17 protein-coding genes are annotated in these 18,118 nt (G+C 39.3%); 5 read left to right on the top strand and 12 right to left on the bottom strand.

All coding sequences use genetic code 11. The features are described 5' to 3' along the window. Position 1 precedes the first annotated feature (1 nt). Positions 2-1,612, bottom strand: a complete 1,611-nt coding sequence (locus FZF08_RS21360; protein WP_159473039.1) for a response regulator — start codon at positions 1,610-1,612, stop codon at positions 2-4. Between the two features lie 299 nt (positions 1,613-1,911). After that, a complete protein-coding gene (locus FZF08_RS21355; RefSeq protein ID WP_159473036.1) occupies positions 1,912-2,193 on the bottom strand; it encodes a hypothetical protein in 282 nt (93 codons plus the stop codon). Between the two features lie 206 nt (positions 2,194-2,399). On the opposite strand from FZF08_RS21355, the gene FZF08_RS21350 reads away from it, so the two are divergent. Further along, a complete protein-coding gene (locus FZF08_RS21350; protein ID WP_159473033.1) occupies positions 2,400-2,669 on the top strand; it encodes a hypothetical protein in 270 nt (89 codons plus the stop codon). Between the two features lie 68 nt (positions 2,670-2,737). On the opposite strand, the gene FZF08_RS21345 is transcribed toward FZF08_RS21350, so the two are convergent. Continuing rightward, positions 2,738-3,310 carry a hypothetical protein gene (locus FZF08_RS21345; RefSeq protein WP_159473031.1) on the bottom strand — a complete coding sequence of 191 codons (573 nt, stop codon included), beginning with the start codon at positions 3,308-3,310 and terminating at the stop codon, positions 2,738-2,740. A gap of 85 nt (positions 3,311-3,395) precedes the next feature. Then, positions 3,396-4,583, bottom strand: a complete 1,188-nt coding sequence (locus FZF08_RS21340; protein WP_159473029.1) for a class I SAM-dependent RNA methyltransferase — start codon at positions 4,581-4,583, stop codon at positions 3,396-3,398. Between the two features lie 201 nt (positions 4,584-4,784). Here FZF08_RS21340 and FZF08_RS21335 point away from each other — a divergent pair, with 201 nt between their 5' ends. Beyond that, entirely contained in the window at positions 4,785-5,363 is a 579-nt protein-coding gene (locus FZF08_RS21335) for an O-methyltransferase (protein ID WP_159473027.1), read from the top strand. A gap of 67 nt (positions 5,364-5,430) precedes the next feature. Here FZF08_RS21335 and FZF08_RS21330 read toward each other — a convergent pair whose 3' ends face one another. The 3 genes from FZF08_RS21330 to surE form a co-directional block, all read right to left on the bottom strand. Further along, positions 5,431-7,752, bottom strand: a complete 2,322-nt coding sequence (locus tag FZF08_RS21330; RefSeq protein WP_159473025.1) for a PVC-type heme-binding CxxCH protein — start codon at positions 7,750-7,752, stop codon at positions 5,431-5,433. An 84-nt stretch (positions 7,753-7,836) separates the two neighbouring features. Beyond that, positions 7,837-9,138, bottom strand: coding sequence for an MFS transporter (locus tag FZF08_RS21325; RefSeq protein WP_159473023.1), 1,302 nt, complete (start codon positions 9,136-9,138; stop codon positions 7,837-7,839). A 227-nt stretch (positions 9,139-9,365) separates the two neighbouring features. Then, entirely contained in the window at positions 9,366-10,103 is a 738-nt protein-coding gene (gene surE / locus FZF08_RS21320; RefSeq protein ID WP_159473021.1) for a 5'/3'-nucleotidase SurE, read from the bottom strand. A gap of 83 nt (positions 10,104-10,186) precedes the next feature. On the opposite strand from surE, the gene FZF08_RS21315 reads away from it, so the two are divergent. Continuing rightward, positions 10,187-11,095: a diacylglycerol kinase family protein gene (locus tag FZF08_RS21315; protein ID WP_159473006.1), complete on the top strand. Its 909-nt coding sequence runs from the start codon at positions 10,187-10,189 to the stop codon at positions 11,093-11,095. A gap of 198 nt (positions 11,096-11,293) precedes the next feature. On the opposite strand, the gene FZF08_RS21310 is transcribed toward FZF08_RS21315, so the two are convergent. Next, positions 11,294-11,863, bottom strand: coding sequence for a helix-turn-helix domain-containing protein (locus FZF08_RS21310; protein ID WP_159473004.1), 570 nt, complete (start codon positions 11,861-11,863; stop codon positions 11,294-11,296). Between the two features lie 177 nt (positions 11,864-12,040). Then, on the bottom strand, positions 12,041-12,736 hold the full coding sequence (locus tag FZF08_RS21305; protein WP_159473002.1) for an SGNH/GDSL hydrolase family protein: 696 nt from the start codon (positions 12,734-12,736) through the stop codon (positions 12,041-12,043). Positions 12,737-12,954: 218 nt separating this feature from the next. Between FZF08_RS21305 and FZF08_RS21300 the strand changes: the two genes are divergently transcribed. Continuing rightward, positions 12,955-14,526: a glycoside hydrolase family 32 protein gene (locus FZF08_RS21300; protein WP_159473000.1), complete on the top strand. Its 1,572-nt coding sequence runs from the start codon at positions 12,955-12,957 to the stop codon at positions 14,524-14,526. Positions 14,527-14,592: 66 nt separating this feature from the next. On the opposite strand, the gene FZF08_RS21295 is transcribed toward FZF08_RS21300, so the two are convergent. Together FZF08_RS21295 and FZF08_RS21290 are read right to left on the bottom strand one after the other, a co-directional pair. Continuing rightward, a complete protein-coding gene (locus tag FZF08_RS21295) occupies positions 14,593-15,144 on the bottom strand; it encodes a DUF2911 domain-containing protein (RefSeq protein ID WP_159472998.1) in 552 nt (183 codons plus the stop codon). 40 nt (positions 15,145-15,184) lie between these two features. Then, the gene (locus FZF08_RS21290; protein WP_159472996.1) at positions 15,185-15,652 is read right to left on the bottom strand and encodes a nuclear transport factor 2 family protein; all 468 of its coding nucleotides are present in this window, start codon (positions 15,650-15,652) and stop codon (positions 15,185-15,187) included. Positions 15,653-15,888: 236 nt separating this feature from the next. Here FZF08_RS21290 and FZF08_RS21285 point away from each other — a divergent pair, with 236 nt between their 5' ends. Further along, a complete protein-coding gene (locus FZF08_RS21285; RefSeq protein WP_159472994.1) occupies positions 15,889-16,623 on the top strand; it encodes a peptidase in 735 nt (244 codons plus the stop codon). A 73-nt stretch (positions 16,624-16,696) separates the two neighbouring features. On the opposite strand, the gene FZF08_RS21280 is transcribed toward FZF08_RS21285, so the two are convergent. After that, on the bottom strand, positions 16,697-18,082 hold the full coding sequence (locus tag FZF08_RS21280) for a M28 family peptidase (RefSeq protein WP_159472991.1): 1,386 nt from the start codon (positions 18,080-18,082) through the stop codon (positions 16,697-16,699). Between the last annotated feature and the right edge of the window lie 36 nt (positions 18,083-18,118).

The following is an 18,118-nucleotide window of genomic DNA, read 5'->3' as shown; positions in this document are numbered from 1 at the left end:
ATTATGATTGGTAAATATTTTCTGTATTGGCTGGTTGTATGGATTCGTTAACTTGTTTTATTGGAAGAATAATGATGAAACTGGCACCTTCATTTTCATGACTTTTTGCGGAAATAAGACCATTATGTTTATCCATTATCTTCTTTGCAATGGCAAGTCCGATACCCGTTCCTTCGTAACTACTCTGATTGTTGAGACGCTGGAAAATAACAAAAATTCTGTCCAGGAATTTTTCGTCAAATCCTATTCCGTTATCGCTGAGCGTTATACGGCAAAAGTTTCCGGATTCTGATTGAGGACTGTCCAATTCCTTTTCTTCTATTGTTTCGGAGGAAATACTGATAACAGGAATTTTATCTTTCTTCGCAAATTTTAACGCATTGCTGATCAGATTCTGAAAAACCTGACGGATCTGGCTGGAAATTGTTTCGATCAGTGGTAATTTATCAACCTGAATGATTGCGTTCTTCTCTTTTATCTGATCATCAAAATCACTTAGAATGTCATTAATCAAAAGATTCAAATCCGTAGGCTGGAAATTGGCAGAAATTGATAGGCGGGAATAATCCAGCAAATCACTAATTAAACGCGTCATCCTGGCGGAAGAGCTTATGGAGCGGTCGAGGTAGGAAGCGGCCTCCTGATTTCCGTTTAAAAATTTATCTTTGATAAGATGGTTAAACGTCTGGATCTTTCGAAGCGGCTCTTTCAAGTCATGAGAAACTACCCAGGCAAATTGCTGCAATTCATGATTGATGGTTTCAAGCTCCGAGTTTTTTGCAAGCAGTTCTTTTGTTCTCTGAAGGACTTTATGTTCCAGCAATTCATTGGCCATTTTTTGCTGATGAATGTCGGTAAATGTTCCGACCCAGCGAATAATAGTACCTTGCTGCAAAACCGGAATAGTTTTCAGCAGAAAATAACGGTAGTCTTCGGTGGATAAATTTTTTAAACGCACATCGGAAGAAAATTCCAAACCCTCTGATACGGATTGTTGCCAGATTTCCCATGTCGTATCATCCGGATGTATCTGCGGGAGTGTATGTGCATCTTGGGAATATTGAAACCAATGTTGATTTACATATTCAATTTTGCGATTAGCAGACATGGTGAATGCAATTTGTGGCAATGATTCGAGCACAAACTGTAATTCCTGCATATTGGAAGCAAGCTTTTCTTGAGCCTCTTTTCTAACTTCAATTTCGTTTTGTAGAGATAGCTGAATAGCTTTAAGTTCTTGCTGCTGTTCGTAAAGCTTATTAAATGTTTTGACTTTCAGTAGTAATATATCAGGATCTACCGGTTTTGTAATATAGTCGATACCGCCGGAAGTGTAACCTTTGGTGATAAATTTTTTCTCTTTATTAACTGCAGACAAAAAAAGGATTGGTGTGTCCTTTGCTTTGTTAAAGCCGGATATTGCCTCGGCAACCTCAAATCCGTCCATGCCGGGCATTTGAACATCCAGAATAATGAGCGAATAACTGTTGTTCAGGATTTTTTTTAAAGCCTCTTCTCCGGATTCTGCACTGTCAGTTTTGAAGTTATTCAGTTCAAGAATTTTTTTCAGAGGAAGGATATTTTCGGATCTATCGTCAACTATAAGAATCATAATTCAGAAAGTGAATTTATTAATGGACCAGCCTTTAATTTATTCTTATGTTTTTTTAACAGGTTGGCAGAATATAATTTCATCAATAGAGGGTTTTGGAATACACGAAAACCGATATTTAAATATCATACCAATTCATCTTTCAGGATTTTTCTGGCAGTCATAATAATATTAAGGATGCAAAGAAGATGAAAGGACATTACGGGCTTGCCATTATTTTATCAATTGTCATGATTTTAATGTTCAATCAAATTTTACCACCGCCTAAACCCTCTATCCTAAGATTTTTCGTCAAAATGCTATTGCCTATTACTATTATTTAATTCGTTTAGTGCTTCATCTGCAATATGTTTTAAGTCAATAACCCATTTCTGAATGGTAATGAGATGATGGATATACGCCTTTTCAAACTCGTCCACAAGATCTTGCCTTCCTTTAATTTTAACCAGTTCAATAATTGATTTTACAATGTATTCCTTATCCGTGGAGTATTCGGTACTTTCATTAGTCTCGCCAATTTTATTTAAAAAGACTTTGATTTCCTGAAGCCGGGATTTATTGATACTTGGTAGTTGCGGCATAAAATAAGCATTGTTTAGTTTGGTGGGGAATTATTCCCACATGTTGTAAAATCAATTTCTGTGACAATTATCTTGTTAGCTATTAGAAAACACAATTTTAAAGTAAAAATCATGCCTTTCATATTCCTATTGGAACGATTATTTTTATTATTTCCATCAAAATCTGATTTTGGTATAATTAAAATAATTTATTAAATATTTACAATATGGCTAGAGAGTTAGAACTTCAAAGCCTTGATAACAAAATGAGGCGAAGGGTAGCCAACAGACCTTTTGAGGACATTCAGGGAATTAAAAATGTAATTCCGGTTCAACGTCATACAGAAGCGCAGGATAAGTTGGCAGAAAAAAGTGCGGCAGTAAAAGCCGGTAAAGAAAGAAGATTAAGAGAAGAGCCGCCAACAAAAGCAAGGCTGACGGTAAGAGAGAAAAAAAGAAGTCTTGTAAGGTCTAGTATAAGTTTGGCAGATGAATAGTTTATTGCCTGAAAACAAAAACCAGCAAAATGAAAATTTTGCTGGTTTTTGTTTTGAAAAATGAAATACTAATCTACGTTCCGGATTTTAATTTTAATATCATGGGGCGCCACCTCATCACCACCAAAATAGGGTAGTAATTTGTAAGAAATTCCAAGACCACCTGAGCAATGTCTCGGCATGATAGTTTGCTGGCCGTTAAAAGTAAAAATGTATGTATTGTTTAAAGTAGACAACCCGAAACTTCCCATTTTACCAAGAGCCAGTGTTCCCAATTGCTTTTCCTGCCTTTGCCCGGCCACATAAATATAAGCGAAGATATTTAGTGCATTGTCCCTCCAGTTCCATCCAAACCTCGCGCTATTTTCATGATGCTGAGAATTGCAATCCGAAAATCCCAATAACTTATTAATGTCATACTGATTACCAGCATCCGAAGTTTGATAAATGCATGTACTATCAAAAATAGCCTGAAATTTTAATTCCCCCGCCGTAAAAAGCGCGTTGGAATTATCGTCAATTTCATGATTCCCTTTGCTGATTTGGTAGGTAATGTAATCATCCCCAAAGCTGGGCTGATTTCCCAACCATTGGCAGGAACAACAAAACATCAAAATGACAATTGAAAAACTGATCTTCATCGGGTAAAAAAAAGAAACGTTACTAGTGGACGTGTATTAAACGACTTAGTAACGTTTGTATTAATATTGAATTACATATTGTGTATCAGTTTTCCTGAGGGACAATAATTTTAACATCCCTTGTACCAGCGTATAGTTCATATTCAAGCAGGCGGCAATCGATTGTACTGGTATAAAATTCGATTCGGCGTTTTGCTTTCAAACCAATTTTTTTTGCAAGATCAAGATTTCCTGTAAACACGTAACCAAAATATCCCTTGCATTTTTGTTTCATAAAATCACCGATACGGGCATAAGTTTCTTCCAGCTCGTCAATTTCTCCCAAACGATCTCCATATTCCGGGTTAACAAAAAATACTCCGTTTCCGCCTTCCGGAACTTCTGTATCGGCAAAATCACAAACGCTGAATTCAATCATATCGGCAACTCCGGCTGCAATTGCATTTTTTCGCGCATTGTTTACAGCCATTTCACTGATATCCGTAGCGAGAATTCTGAGGCCGGGAACTTGAATGATCTGGTCTTCGAGCACATACATTTCGTTGTAATACACTTCTTTGTCGTATCCTTGTAAATGCATAAATGCAAAATTATCACGGAACAAACCCGGACGCGTTTTACTTGCGATCAAAGCCGCCTCAATCGCCAACGTTCCTGAACCGCACATCGGATTGATAAACGGCGAAGTTTTGTCCCATTTGCTTGCCAGAATTGTAGCGGAGGCAAGCGCTTCCAGCATAGGAGCTTTTCCAGGAATTTTTCTATACCCGTGACGCGCAAGCGAGTCGCCGGAAGTATCTACAAAAATTTCGGCATGATCATGTTTCCAGAAAAGGTGGATCACAGCACCGACAAGCTCAGAACCTGTGGATGGACGATTCCCTCTTTTATCCCGTAACCTGTCAACAATGGCATCTTTCACACGAAGGTTAGCAAACATTCCGTTGTTAATCGTTGGATGCTGTACATTGCTGGTAACCGAAAAATAACCCGGATCAGGAAGAATATCTTCCCAGGCCATTTTTACCAGATGGTTGTAAACGTGATCGGGACTTTGTGCTTCAAACTGTTCAAGACTATACAAAACCTGACTTGCACAATACAAATTCAGATTAAGTTTGATGCAGTCATTGATGGTACCTTTTATGCGGACACCAGTAACAAAAGCTTCTTCAATTTTATAGCCCAGATCCAGTACTTCCTGTTCAAGATAAGGCGCAAGGCGCTTGTTGCAGGTAATAATGATCGGAGCTTCGGTTGTATATAATGACATGACTGTGATTTGCAATTCAAGCGGAAAAGTGGCAAAGGTAACGTTTCAGGGTGGAGTTTTGATATGTTGAGGGAAATGTTTGATTTAAAATTTCATTTATAGTTTTCTGAAATTAAAATATTGTTTTAGTTTTGAATCATTTGATTGTATGATTTCAGTTAATTTTTCTCTATTTTTCCAACTTAACGAAACATTCTTCTGATGACACAGGAAATTAACAATCCTTTACCTGGTGCTTTTGTCGCTATTGACCTGGCTACCAAAGCTTCCGGCTTTACCATGGCGTCTGATATTCAGACTTGTTCACTCTTAAAAACGCTTGCGGCTTCAAAACCGGGTGGGAAATTTCTTGAACTCGGAACCGGTACCGGATTGTCAACTTCCTGGATCCTCGCAGGAATGGATAGAAATTCAACTTTGATATCCATCGATAATGATGAAAAATTTCTGGACATCGCCGAAAATCATTTGTCCCAGGATACTCGTTTGGCATTGGTATTGGCGGATGGCGAAGACTGGGTGGAAAGTAACCTTGAGATGAAATTTGATTATATTTTTGCTGATACCTGGCATGGAAAATATTTGCTTCTGGACGAGGTGTTGGAAATGTTGAACAAAGGCGGAATATATATTATTGACGATATGCTTCCTCAGCCAAACTGGCCCGAAGGACATGACCGAAAAGCAATTAATTTGATCAAGGATCTTGAAGCAAGAAAAGATCTGGTGCTTACCAAGCAGGTTTGGGCGACTGGAATTGTGATCGCTGTAAAAGTTTAGAAATCATAATAAAAATGCCTGACCCGGAAATCGGCTCAGGCATTTTTATTAATAAAATAATTGAAATTTACATTCCGTTCAGCTCTTCCACAGTAAATGCTTTTTGACGGGCATTTAATTTTTTACGCGTTGAGACTACTTCATCGGTTGTAATTTTCTCCCCATTATTTCTCCATGATTTCCGTATGAAACTCAGAAGCTGCGCTACATCTTCACTTGGCATATCTTTATCATAACCGATTCCCGGCATATCTCCGCTCACTTCCGGCGTTTTGTACACATGTCCGTTTACTTTCACAGGTCCTGTCAATCCAAAAAGGACAATTGAAATAAGTTTCCCTTTATCGCCGGTTACCCATTCAGACTGATTTAAAGGTGGTCCAAGAGATTTTACACCATTTCCATCCGGCCCATGACAAGTCTGGCAAATTGAGGTAAACAAGGCGACACCTTTTGGGAATTCTTTAAGCAGCATTTGTGGATCACGGTTCCCTTTGGTGTTGGCAGCCTGTGCAATTGCCTTCCGTAATTGTGTTTGAATAATTAGCGTAGTATCAGAAACGGAAGCAACCAGCTCATTTTTAAATGCATCTTCATGATCCTGCAAATTGCTGATAACGGCATCACTTACATAGCGGTTAGATGGATATTTTTTAGCCACTTTCAGTAACAGATCATTCGCAGCGCTTTTGTCAAATTCACTAATATTATGGGTTAAAAAAGCGACATAAGGAGCCGATAGCGTATCATTCTGATCAACCAGTTTATTTAATGCAGCGGTATATGTTTTACAGGTTTGTCCATTTATAACAGATGGCAAAACGCTAAGCGCTTCCATCCGAACGGGCCACGACGACTGATTCAATAAAGCCAAAACCTCATCCGTTTTTAAAGCACTCAAACCTTCGAGTGTCCAAAGTGCATGGATGGCAAGAAACGTATTGGCTGTTTGTTTTGAAGCAGATTCCAAAGCAGGAATTGCCTGGCTCATCTTTCCGTCAACCAACGTTTGCTGAGCATAATCTCTAATCCAGCCGTTGTTATCCCCCAATAATTTAACCAGACTTTCGGCATCAGTTGGAAGTGCTGTAATTTTTGTATTGCTGTTTTTAGGAACAACTTTATATATCCTGCCAGCTGAAAGTGGCTGCGTCAAATCTCTTTTTCCAATTTGTCCTTTCAAATATGGAGTCAAATAGGTTTTGTGCTGGATTATTCCGCGGTACATATCCACAATATACATAGCACCATCAGGAGCATTGTACAAACTTACCGGGCGAAAACGCTCATCTGTACTTGCCAGAAATTCTTTTCCTTTGTAAGCTTGCTCGCCTTTTACGATATATCCTTTATCATTTAGAATATTTCTTTTAATCAAATTCGCGGATGGCTCTGCCACAAAAACATTTGATTCATATGCTTTTCCAAACAAGTTTCCGCGATAAACCATTGGAGAACAGGCAGCTGTAAAATCAACAAGTTTCAAACTGTCGTTTATTACGCCCTTCATGTAGGCACGATTCACACCCGGAGTAGGGCGGATCGGGTAAACATGATTATTGGCAACAGATTTTTCGTTGTATCCGGCTACGTTTCTTTGGTTCTTATTGTTAGCACCAAAGCCGGGAGAGAAGAAATCACTCAATACATTTTGTGAATTGTTGTTGTAATATAAGCGACCATAATTATCCTGGGAAATTCCCCATTGTCCACGGAAATGTGTTTGTTCGATCAGCCATTTACTTCCTTGTCTGCGGTAGCGTTTGCTTGATTTTGCATTATAGATCCAATTATCCATCGCACGCATCAATCCGTTTGGCTGATGTTCAACGTTTCCGCCTTCGGTATACAAAGGATCCACCAGTGTTTTATTGACTGGTTTATCATTTTTTATCTCAAAAAACCACAAATTCGTCGGCTCACCTACAAGTATTCCGTTGTCAATCAAACAAATAGCACGAGGCAAAACCAGAGAATCCAGGAAAACTTTCCTGTCGTCCATGACGCCATCTTTATTTTTATCTTCCAGAATGACAATTTTTCCATTAGGGATATCCTCGCCGGTTCCAACGGTATCTGGCATATAACCGGTCATTTCAATAACCCACATCCGTCCTTTTTGATCAAAAGAAAAAGCGACGGGAGTGCTTATCAAAGGTTCCGAGGCAACCAGTTTTACTTCAAATCCATCTTCTACCTGAATCTTTTTCATGGATTCCTGGGCAGTTAGAAATGGCGATTTACTGAAATCTATTTTGGCAGGATCTTCTTTTGAAGTTTCCTGGACATTTGTTGCAACGATTTGTGATCCAGCCTGTTTATTCGATTTACAATAGAATAAAGTACCCGCTAAGGTTAGCAACAGAATGGGGTAACGAAACTTTTTCATTTTTATATTTATTCAGGTGAATGACTGTCGAAACCATTCTGTTTCCGGCAGATATTATTACGTTTATTTAGTGGGATTAGTATATTACAGCTCCCGTAATGATTCTTCTACCGGCTTCATTTCTCTTGTCAAAAAATGAATGATGGTCCAGGCCACCAAATAGGTACAGCCGCAAATTGTAAACAGGATATTATATCCTGCGCCAATATTTCCGGCAGCTTTATAGTAATCCAAAAGCGAGCCAACAAGCAGCGGGAAAAGTGTAGAACCCATTGAACCAACAAATCCACCCATCCCTACAACAGAGCTAACAGCGCGTTTAGGAAATAAATCCGATACTACGGTAAAAATATTGGAGCTCCATGCCTGATGCGCCGCAGCTGCAATGCTGATAATGCCAACTGCAAACCAGATATCTGTTGCAAATTGGGCAAGCATAATCGGTGTAACAACGATTGCTGCTATCAAAAGAGAGATTTTTCTGGCTTTAAAAGGTGTCCAGCCTTTTTTTATCAAATAAGATGATAGATAGCCGCCACCAATACTCCCGAATGTTGTTGCCGTGTAAATGACGACCAAATGAATGCTCGGCTTTTTTAAATCGAGAGCAAATGTTGTTGAAAAATAGGACGGAAGCCAGAAAAGGAAAAACCACCAGATCGGATCGGTAAGAAATTTACCAATAATAAATACCCAGGTTTGTTTGATTCGGAGCAACGCAGCCCATTTAATTGGCTTTGAAGTTGCTTCCGTAGTTACTTCATTGTCGCTATGAATAAATTCATATTCCGGAAGCGCTAATCTCTTTTGTTTTGATGGGATTTCGTAAAATAACCACCAGAATATAAGCCAGATAAAACCTAATGCCCCTGTGATAATAAAGGCCTGTTGCCAGCCATAAGTGCCAAGTAACCAAGGAACTAAAATAGGTGCTGCGACGGCTCCGATGCTCGTGCCTGAGTTAAATATTCCAGTGGCCAGCGCACGTTCTTTCTTAGGGAACCATTCGGCGACTGCTTTTACGGCAGCAGGAAAATTTCCAGCTTCCCCGAGACCTAAAATCGCGCGGGCAGCTCCAAAACCAAAGGTGCTTTTTACAAAAGCATGTGCAATTGCCGCCACACTCCAAATGATGATTGAAACAACGTAGCCAAGTTTAGAACCTATTTTGTCAATAAAATTTCCGAAAATAACATAGCCAAAAGCATAACACGCCGCGAAAATCATAACGATATTCGCATAGTCCGTTTCGGTCCAGTTAAATTCAATTTCAAGGGTAGGTTTTAAATAACCAAGTATTTGTCTGTCAACGTAATTGATTGTGGTGGCAAAGAAAAGTAACGCGCAAATTACCCAGCGGTAATTACCAATTTTGGTTTTTTCCATGGTTTGAAATAATGGATTTTCAGGAATTTAAGGGTGTTGGAATGTTTATCTTCTTGGGAGTAAGACGGCGAAATGTGATTTCTACCCCTTAAATGGCGTTTAAGTCTTTGATGAATTAATATTGAAATTAAAAAACCTGCGCTTTCGAATGTTGAATCCGGGAGCGCAGGTTTTGAATAAAAGGATGATTTATTTCATTCTTTCTGCTACTTATGAAGTTGATTTTTTTAGGAAATCGGATATTTCAGTTGTGCTTTTACCAATTCAGCCTCGTTTGTAAGATCAAGACGCAAAGGCGTAATGGAAACAAAATCATTTTCAATCGCCCACCTGTCAGATCCTTCTTCGGCTGCTTCCAGTGGAATTACGGTGAACCAGTAGCTTTTTCTTCCCATCGGGTCAAGCGCCGGAACAATCTTGTTATCATATAATCGAACCGATTGGCGGGTCCATCTTACACCTTTCGGGTTTTTGGGGAAGTTGACGTTAATCAGATTCAGGTCAGGATTTTCAAGCAGGATTTTTAGTGCTTTTTCCACAAAAGGATCCAGAAGTTCAAAATCGGGGCCGTCTTCTCCAGCCGGAGTGCTCAAAGCAATTCCTTTCATACCAAACAAAACAGCTTGTTTCGCAGCCGCAAGTGTACCCGAATGCCACATGGCATTGCCCAGGTTTGGTCCCATATTGATGCCGGACAGGACAACGTCTGTTTTCTCCCAAAGATGCTGGCCCAATGCCACGCAATCGGCCGGTGTACCATTTACCCGGTAAGCATCTATACCTTCAAAAACGATTGGTGATTTTTTGTATGACAAAGGTCTTGAAGCCGTAATAGCATGACCCATAGAGGATTGTTCCACATCCGGAGCTACAATTCTGACCTCTCCAAAACGGGATGCTATCTTGGCAAGTGCTGCAATTCCGGGACTATAAATTCCGTCGTCATTTGTTACAAGGATTCTCATAAGCGTTTAATTTTTTTCAAAAGTGGTAATAAAATTGTGCCTGGTATATTTTTATTAGAACAATTTCAACTTAAACCAATACTATGAAAAGAGCTCACCTTTTACATAACCCGGGTGCAGGAGAGAAGGATTTTTCGAAAAATGAGTTGATGGAACTGATTGGAAAAGCTGGTTTTGACTGTACATATTCTTCTGTTAAAAAGGAGAATTGGGACAAATTTGAAGACGAAATAGATTTTATTGTAATAGCCGGAGGAGATGGGACCGTGCGTAGGACGGCGAAAGCGTTATTGAAAAGAAAAGTACTCGATAAACAATTTCCCCTTGCCCTGCTTCCTCACGGCACTGCCAATAATGTAGCTGGCACTCTCAACATTTCAGGGACAGTGGATGAAATAATTCCTACCTGGCACAAATCCATCATCAAGAAATTCGATGTTGGGAAAATAGGAGGGTTGCCGGATAATATGTTTTTTCTGGAAGCTTTCGGTTTTGGAATTTTTCCAAAACTTATGAAAGTAATGGATAAGATGGAGGAAGACGAACAGGAAAGCCGGGAGGATAAAATTAAAATGGCAAGGGCTGTTTTGTATGATGTTGTTCTTTCGTATAGACCGCGTACTTGTAAGATTATCGCCGATGGTGAGGATCATACCGGAAAGTATATCATGGTGGAAATCATGAATACGCGTTCTATGGGTCCAAATCTGGAATTGTCCCCACAATCTGACCCGGGAGACGGAGAATTTGAAGTCGTTTTAATTCCGGAAAATCATCACAAAAAGTTTGAAGAATATCTTCTGAATCTTATTAATGGAAAGGAAGATCATTATTCTTTCACGACCTTGAAAGCAAAAAATGTTCAGGTTTTTTGGGATGGAAAGGATCTTCACGCGGATGATCAAACGATTAAGATTGATAAACCTGTTGAGGTAAATATTCAGGTTCGTCCGGGGTTGCTGGAGTTTTTAGTGAGTGATCCGGAAAATTGAAGTTTCGAGGTGTCTGTTTTATTGTGCTGGCTTCGTGCTTTTCTTACCCGTCGGACGGCGGAAAAAGCCGTCCGACGAGTGGCCCGTTCCAAAGTTTTTTGTAATTCATGATTTTGGGCCTGGACTCCGGTCGGACGGTTTTTTTTCGTCCTACCGGTAAGAAACAAACTGATAATTATTGATTTTTCCAGGTATCCCTTATTTCTGATTAAAGAAATAGACAATCAGCATCAGACAACTTTCCGAGTGTTTGTTTTTTGGCACGTGGGGTAATCTCCCGTCAAAGAAAAGTGAATCTCCCGCTTCGAGGCTGTAAACATCGCCATTGATGAGGTAATCAACTTTTCCGCTTAAAATATATTTGAATTCGAAAGCTTCTGTATAAACTTCTTCCCGATGCGAGTTTGGCGATAATTCCAGCAAAACAAAATCTATCGTTGTGGCCTGAAGACTTTTTGTAAAAATCCGCTGGTAACTGAATCCTTTGGTATTCTCCTTTTCAAAAGTTTCGTAATGATCTTTTTTCTGAATGATCACCGTTGGTTCTACAAAATTCAGATCTTTAAAAAAATCACCCACTTCCATTTCCAGCGATTGAATGATACTGAACATTACCGGCAGGGAGGGGATGCTGCGGCCATTTTCAATTTGAGAAATCAAACCTTTGCTGACGTTGGATTTATCCGCCAGTTCCTGTAATGTAAGTTTTTTATCAATTCTTTTTTCCTTAATTCTACGGCTTACTTCCAACAAAAATGCACCTTCCATAGTAATCTAATCGCTATAACGTTTTTTAAAACACCTCAAAGTTAAATGCTTATTGCATTTACGAAGGTGTTTTTTTCAATACTTCACGATTTAGCAATCTGATCTTAACTTAGGGCAGCAATATTTTGTTTATTTTATTGAAATGCACGAGCGTCGAGAGAATGATTTTTGAAAAAATTACAATAAAGATTTAACTTTTGTTAAAGCTTCATCTACCCACAATTGGTGCATTTTGGCAGAATAATGTAAATTATCATTCGCGACCATTGTAGGATCATTTAGCGCCTTTCGGGAAATTGGCGTAATATCAATAAACAATATTTTCTCTTTGGCGCATTCTTCTTTTACAACAAGATTGAATTTATCAATACTTTTTCCGATTTCTTCACGGCTTCCTGAGCCAAGTAATGTGGAGCCCCAATCAGGAATTGATAAAACGAAAACACGATTATTGTGCCCGCCCGCATAGATTATGCTTTGTAAAAGCAATTCATAAAAATCAATCCGGAACTGATCAATGCTCAGTCCCTGAAACTGATTATTAACGCCAATTAGCAAGGAAACCAGATCATAATTTTCAGTCGGTTTATAGCCATAAACGGCACTTAATAAATTGGCTGTCGTCCAACCGGTTTTTGCCAGAATATCAGTTGTGGCCACAGGAGTTCTGTTTTCTTTCAGGCTTTTTGTCAAAAGCACCGGCCAACGATCTGTTTCCGGCACACTTTGCCCAATGGTGTAAGAATCTCCAAGAGCCAGATACCGAAGGCCGCCTGTTGTTTCAGTGCTATTTCCTGAATGAACTACGGAGACTTCGGGTTCATTTATACAGGCAATGCAAAAAAGAAATGAAGAAAGAATTAATTTGTACATTATTAGATTCTGTGTTTAATATATCTTTAAACAGCTTTTAACTAATCTGTTGGTCTTATATACCGTATTTTGGCAGGTTTAGATCAAAATGAACCCGATTTAACTTATTATTTAAATTCTTCCATTTGGCACTGTTATTTAAGTATATTAGAAATAAAGAAAAATTGCTTAAACTAACAGAGAAATCGACCCTGCTTAATACATTTAAACCTATGAGGATGCTCAAAACCATTCGAACTATTACAATTTCCTTTATTATAAGTCAGTTACATACTATTACTTTGGTGAATGCACAGTCATTGGATTCCACCAAGACAATGAATTACCGGCCTGCATTTCATTTTACACCACCTCAAAACTGGACAAATGATCCCAACGGACTGGTTTTTTACAATGATTTATATCACATTTTCTACCAATATAACCCGGAAGGAGATACCTGGGGCCACATGTCGTGGGGGCACGCAACAAGTAAGGATATGATGAAATGGGAACATCAGCCGGTTGCTTTGCAGGATTATCCCAACGGAAACGGAACGAGTACTATGTTTTTTAGCGGCACTGCCGTTGTTGATAAAAACAACACATCCGGTTTGGGTAAAAAGGATGGAGAAATTCCTCTGGTAGCCATTTATACGGCGCATATTGACAGTAGCGGTACGGGAATTTCTCAAAACCAAAGCATGGCGTATAGTCTTGACGGAATACAATTTACCCGTTATGATAAAAACCCATTGCTGGATTTACACACGAAAGATTTTCGCGACCCAAAAGTTTTCTGGCAGGAACAATCCAAACAATGGATTATGATTGTTGCGAAACCGCTGGATTTCAAAGTGCAGCTTTATGCTTCACAGGATCTAAAATCGTGGAGTTTGTTGAGCGAATTCGGGGACAAATTTGGAGATAAAAGTAAAATCTGGGAATGTCCTGATCTTTTTGAATTACCGGTTGAAAATGAACCGGGCGTTACAAAATGGGTCATTACAGTTTCAGGTGGACATCCGCAGCAAAATGGAAATCTCGGGATGCAATATTTTATCGGAAACTTTGATGGAAAAACGTTTACTCCCGATGCCTTGAAGTATCCGTTGTATCTGGATTATGGAAAAGATTTTTACGCTGGAATTATTTTCAACAATCTGCCAGATAGTGACAAACGAAAAATAATGATCGGATGGCAAAATAGCTGGGAATATGCAGCGGTTACACCGTCAAAAGGTGTTAGAGGACAGATGTCGGTACCAAGAGAGCTTTCAATTTATAAAAATGAAAACAGCGAATACCGGATAAAATCGTTTCCAACAAAAGAAGTGACATCCTATCGCGGACAGCTTCTGGCAACACAAAATTCAGTAGCCGTGACGGGTAGTAAACTTTTGAATTCTATTTCTGGCAGTAAGCTGGATATCGAGTTTGTAATCAAAAGAAGTTCAGCTGAACAAGCGGGGATTAAACTGTTGAAACACGGGGAAAACCAGACGCTGGTTTACTACAATAAAATTGATAATACACTGAAAATTGACCGGACAAAAAGCGGAAATGTGGATTTTAGCCCAAAATTTCCAAGCATTGAATCTGTACCGCTGCCAGATACTAATGATGATATTTACATCCGAATTCTGGTTGACAGAAATAATATTGAAGTTTTTGCAAATGGAGGCGATCAGGTGATGACGGATCTTGTTTTTCCGCTTTCTGAAAAAGTCAGTTACGAATTGTTTTCAACCGAAGTAGCAACGACTTTCAGAGACCTGAATATCTGGGAGATGAAGTCTTCTATGGAGTAATTTTTCATACAAAAAATAAAAGGCTGTATCAAATTTTTATCTGATACAGCCTTTTATTTTGTAAAACTAGAAAGTAATCGGCGTTTCAACCACTGTATTTTCCCATCCAAATTTCATCACGGCACCTGCATCTGCTTTTGTAAACTGTATTGTGAAATTTTCAATATTGTCTGCTGTCTTTTTTGCTGGCACTTTTACTCTTAGCACGTCGTCAGCTTCTTTGTAGCTGTAAGCTCCCCAGTAATCCAGATCCTTGTTCAGGATAATCGTCCATTCCGTTTCGCCCGGAATTGCGAATAAAGCATAGGTACCTGCTTTAACTTTTTGTCCCTGAATTGTTGCATCCTGGTAAAATTTGATTTCGGTTGACTCATCGGCGCCAACTCTCCATACTTTTCCAAATGGAACAAGTTTTCCAATGACTTCACGGTTCTTTTTAGCCGGTCGGCTGTACGTCACACGAACAAGTGCTTTGTCATCGCCTTTACGGTCGTGTGAAAAATTGTCAGGATAAAAAGCCTTATCCATTGGACTTGCATCAAGACCTCTGAATGCCTGTGCATTGGCAGAAATTACACCTATGAAAAGCATAGATGAAAGTAAAATTGCTTTTTTCATTTTTTGAAAGAATTATTGGGAATAGTAATTGAATGATAATTTAGTTCTTTTTCATAAAGTTATCCAGATTTTCCCTGGCCGTAGTTTGAACTTTATTTCTGAAATAAGACGTCCAGCCAAGTAATAGTCCTGTTACGCCAAAGGCTTGTTGGGCCCAGATATAAAAGTCAAATGCGTCGGTATGTTTTACAATTTTATTATTTTCTACAATGAACTTCGCCTGAACATTATTGACTACCCGTTTTCCAGTTTTTGAAAAAAGATATGATGCAGTCCATTCCGCCGTTCCGCCTGTTTCATTTTCTGTAATATTGCCGAAAGTAAGGCTCAGTTCCTTTCCTGATTTACAAAGCATTTCCCACATTGCTTTCACTTCGCCGCTGTTGAGATCTTTAAATACTTCGTCATTGAAAACGGCATTTTCGGAATAACAGTCCTGCATACCTTTGTAATCTTTGTTGCGAAAACTTGTATAAAATGCTGTGATCAATTGTCCGTTAGACGCCATAAAGGTTGATTTGTAGGAAGAAAATTAAATGCAGAAAATATGCTTTTATATGCGGGATGCTATAAATGTACAAAAGCCTGACAGAAACAATAGGGTATGAGCTTATATAAATTATTAGATAAAGCTTAAACTAACCTTTTGGATTTGGTATTTTTGTGCAGAATTGATTTAATTGCACGACAGGAGGGATTTATTTCACACGGGAATCCTTCCATTATTTAAAGTAAATTGGAATTATGACTTATTGCCTGGGAATTAAAGTGAAAGAAGGATTGGTGGCCATTGCGGATACGAGGATAACTGCCGGTACCAATACGACTACAAAAAAGAAAATGTACATCGCTCAAAAGGATAATTATTCACTTTTTATCATGACAAGCGGCCTGCGTTCGGTAAGGGATAAGGCGGTACATTATTTTGAAGAACTGATCGAAGAAGGAGTAGTTTATAACAAATTGTATAAGGCGGTCAATGCGTTTGGAGAGCAGGTGAAAAGGGTGGCTGTTGAAGATAAAGAGGCTCTTGAACGTGCCGGTTTGAAGTTCAATCTAAACACAATTGTTGGTGGACAGCTTAAAGATGACGCTGAACATAAACTTTTTCTTTTGTATTCAGAGGGAAACTGGGTGGAGCTTGATGAAGGGTCTCCATATGTAATTATTGGAAATTCTGGTCAGGGAAAAGCGATTCTGAATCGTGTTCTGGATGATGAATCTACGATGAAACAAGCTTTAAAAGCAGGTTTTCTTTCCTTTGATTCGACACGTGTAAGTAACAATGACGTTGAATTTCCTATTGACGTGGTCCTTTACAAAAAGGATAGTTTCTCCATTGTTGAGCATCGCTATGAAAAGAAAGACCTTGAAAAAGTTTCAGAACTTTGGGCTGAAAAGCTGAAAGAAGATCTGGACGAAATTCCTGAAGATTGGATGGACATCTCATTTGACAAGATTCAAGTGAAGCAGGATTAATCATCCTGATAAAAAAACCGGGGCCTGAATAAATAAATTATTCAGGCCCCGGTTTTTTATGTTTCGTATTAAATTATTCTACTCCGTATTTGTCAATCAGATATAACATAGCTGCCATGGAGGCTCCGCCTAATTCAAGTTCACGCTTGCTGACTTTGTCAAAAGTATCATTCGCAGCATGGTGATAGTCGAAATATCTTTGCGAATCTGGAATCAATTCCATAAGAACAGTTCCTTGTGGAGCCAACGGACCAATATCTGCACCGCCGCCGCCTGGTCCTAATTCATATAAACCGTAAGGTGTAAATAATTTTGTCCAGGAAACTATTTTTGCTTTCTGAGCCGGAGTTCCAACAACACCAAATCCCAAAGGAATAAATCCACCGCGATCTGATTCGATAGCTGCTATATGTTTCTCATTTTTGTTTTTAGCTGAATCCGCATAAGCGATACCACCTTTCAAACCGTTTTCTTCATTCATAAACATGACAGCTCTCAGCGTATTTTTTGGTTTGTAACCCAAAACTTTAAGCAAACGCACCGCTTCTATCGACTGAACACAGCCAGATCCGTCATCGTGTGCGCCCTGTGCAAAATCCCATGAGTCAAGATGACCGCCAACAACGATATATTTTGCAGGATTTTCAGATCCTTTCAGTTCCCCAATCACATTATGCGAAGGTACATCAGGAAGCGTTTCGCTGAATTGTTCAAAATAAATTTCTGTATCTACATTTTCTTTGATCAGCTTGCTTAGCAATTCAGCGCCGTTTGTAGAAATGGCTGCGGCCGGAATCATACCGGCTCCGCTTGCATAACGTAGGCTGCCTGTATGAGGAAAATCATCAAGTCTTGTGGTCATTGAACGAACGATTGCGCCAATAGCACCAAGTTTCGCAGCTTCACTCGGGCCGTAACCACGTTGTTCAACGGCACCACCATAAGCTTCAAAAGTATTTAATCTGGTAGGATCCATCGGACGGTTGAAGAAAACAATTTTCCCTTTCACCTTATCCGCTCCAAGCGCTCTTAATTCCTGGAAATTTTGTACTTCAATCACTTTTGCTTTTGTTCCGCCTTTTGGCGTTGCTACGGAGCCTCCCAAAGCAGCGATAGGAATAACAATTTTTTGTTTTCCAGAAAGAATATACGCTTTCTCTTTTGCACCACGTACCCAATGCGGAACCATTACGTTTTGCAAAAACACATTGTCAAAGTTTTCCTTTACCATGACATCTCTCGTGTATTCAACGGCCTTCGCAGCTCCGGCTGATCCGCTTAATCTGGCTCCAACTTTCTGCGTAAGATCTCTCAGATATTCATAAGAATGACCTTCGGATAAGGCTGTGTTAAAAATTTTACGGATAAAAATCGAGTCGGCCTGGTAGTCCGCCTGGGCAAAAGTCGCCGTTGTTGAGCATAACGCCAACAGCGCCGCAGAGAGCAATTTGTGTTTCATTTTGTGTTTTTTATAGGAGTGTTTACTAGGCAATGG

The organism is Dyadobacter sp. 3J3, assembly GCF_009801115.1.
In the GTDB taxonomy this organism is placed as follows: domain Bacteria; phylum Bacteroidota; class Bacteroidia; order Cytophagales; family Spirosomataceae; genus Dyadobacter.
The sequence above is the reverse complement of the archived record's forward strand: the minus strand, read 5'-3'. Positions and strand labels throughout refer to the sequence as shown.

What these genes read in the sequence shown, in the direction of transcription:
- FZF08_RS21285 (WP_159472994.1), top strand. Translation starts at nt 15,889, where the DNA reads ATGACTTATTGCCTGGGAATTAAAGTGAAAGAAGGATTGGTGGCCATT.
- FZF08_RS21300 (WP_159473000.1), top strand. Translation starts at nt 12,955, where the DNA reads ATGCTCAAAACCATTCGAACTATTACAATTTCCTTTATTATAAGTCAG.
- FZF08_RS21345 (WP_159473031.1), bottom strand. Translation starts at nt 3,310, where the DNA reads ATGAAGATCAGTTTTTCAATTGTCATTTTGATGTTTTGTTGTTCCTGC.
- FZF08_RS21340 (WP_159473029.1), bottom strand. Translation starts at nt 4,583, where the DNA reads ATGTCATTATATACAACCGAAGCTCCGATCATTATTACCTGCAACAAG.
- FZF08_RS21280 (WP_159472991.1), bottom strand. Translation starts at nt 18,082, where the DNA reads ATGAAACACAAATTGCTCTCTGCGGCGCTGTTGGCGTTATGCTCAACA.
- FZF08_RS21315 (WP_159473006.1), top strand. Translation starts at nt 10,187, where the DNA reads ATGAAAAGAGCTCACCTTTTACATAACCCGGGTGCAGGAGAGAAGGAT.
- FZF08_RS21310 (WP_159473004.1), bottom strand. Translation starts at nt 11,863, where the DNA reads ATGGAAGGTGCATTTTTGTTGGAAGTAAGCCGTAGAATTAAGGAAAAA.
- FZF08_RS21325 (WP_159473023.1), bottom strand. Translation starts at nt 9,138, where the DNA reads ATGGAAAAAACCAAAATTGGTAATTACCGCTGGGTAATTTGCGCGTTA.
- FZF08_RS21355 (WP_159473036.1), bottom strand. Translation starts at nt 2,193, where the DNA reads ATGCCGCAACTACCAAGTATCAATAAATCCCGGCTTCAGGAAATCAAA.
- FZF08_RS21350 (WP_159473033.1), top strand. Translation starts at nt 2,400, where the DNA reads ATGGCTAGAGAGTTAGAACTTCAAAGCCTTGATAACAAAATGAGGCGA.
- FZF08_RS21295 (WP_159472998.1), bottom strand. Translation starts at nt 15,144, where the DNA reads ATGAAAAAAGCAATTTTACTTTCATCTATGCTTTTCATAGGTGTAATT.
- FZF08_RS21335 (WP_159473027.1), top strand. Translation starts at nt 4,785, where the DNA reads ATGACACAGGAAATTAACAATCCTTTACCTGGTGCTTTTGTCGCTATT.
- FZF08_RS21360 (WP_159473039.1), bottom strand. Translation starts at nt 1,612, where the DNA reads ATGATTCTTATAGTTGACGATAGATCCGAAAATATCCTTCCTCTGAAA.
- FZF08_RS21290 (WP_159472996.1), bottom strand. Translation starts at nt 15,652, where the DNA reads ATGGCGTCTAACGGACAATTGATCACAGCATTTTATACAAGTTTTCGC.
- surE (WP_159473021.1), bottom strand. Translation starts at nt 10,103, where the DNA reads ATGAGAATCCTTGTAACAAATGACGACGGAATTTATAGTCCCGGAATT.
- FZF08_RS21330 (WP_159473025.1), bottom strand. Translation starts at nt 7,752, where the DNA reads ATGAAAAAGTTTCGTTACCCCATTCTGTTGCTAACCTTAGCGGGTACT.
- FZF08_RS21305 (WP_159473002.1), bottom strand. Translation starts at nt 12,736, where the DNA reads ATGTACAAATTAATTCTTTCTTCATTTCTTTTTTGCATTGCCTGTATA.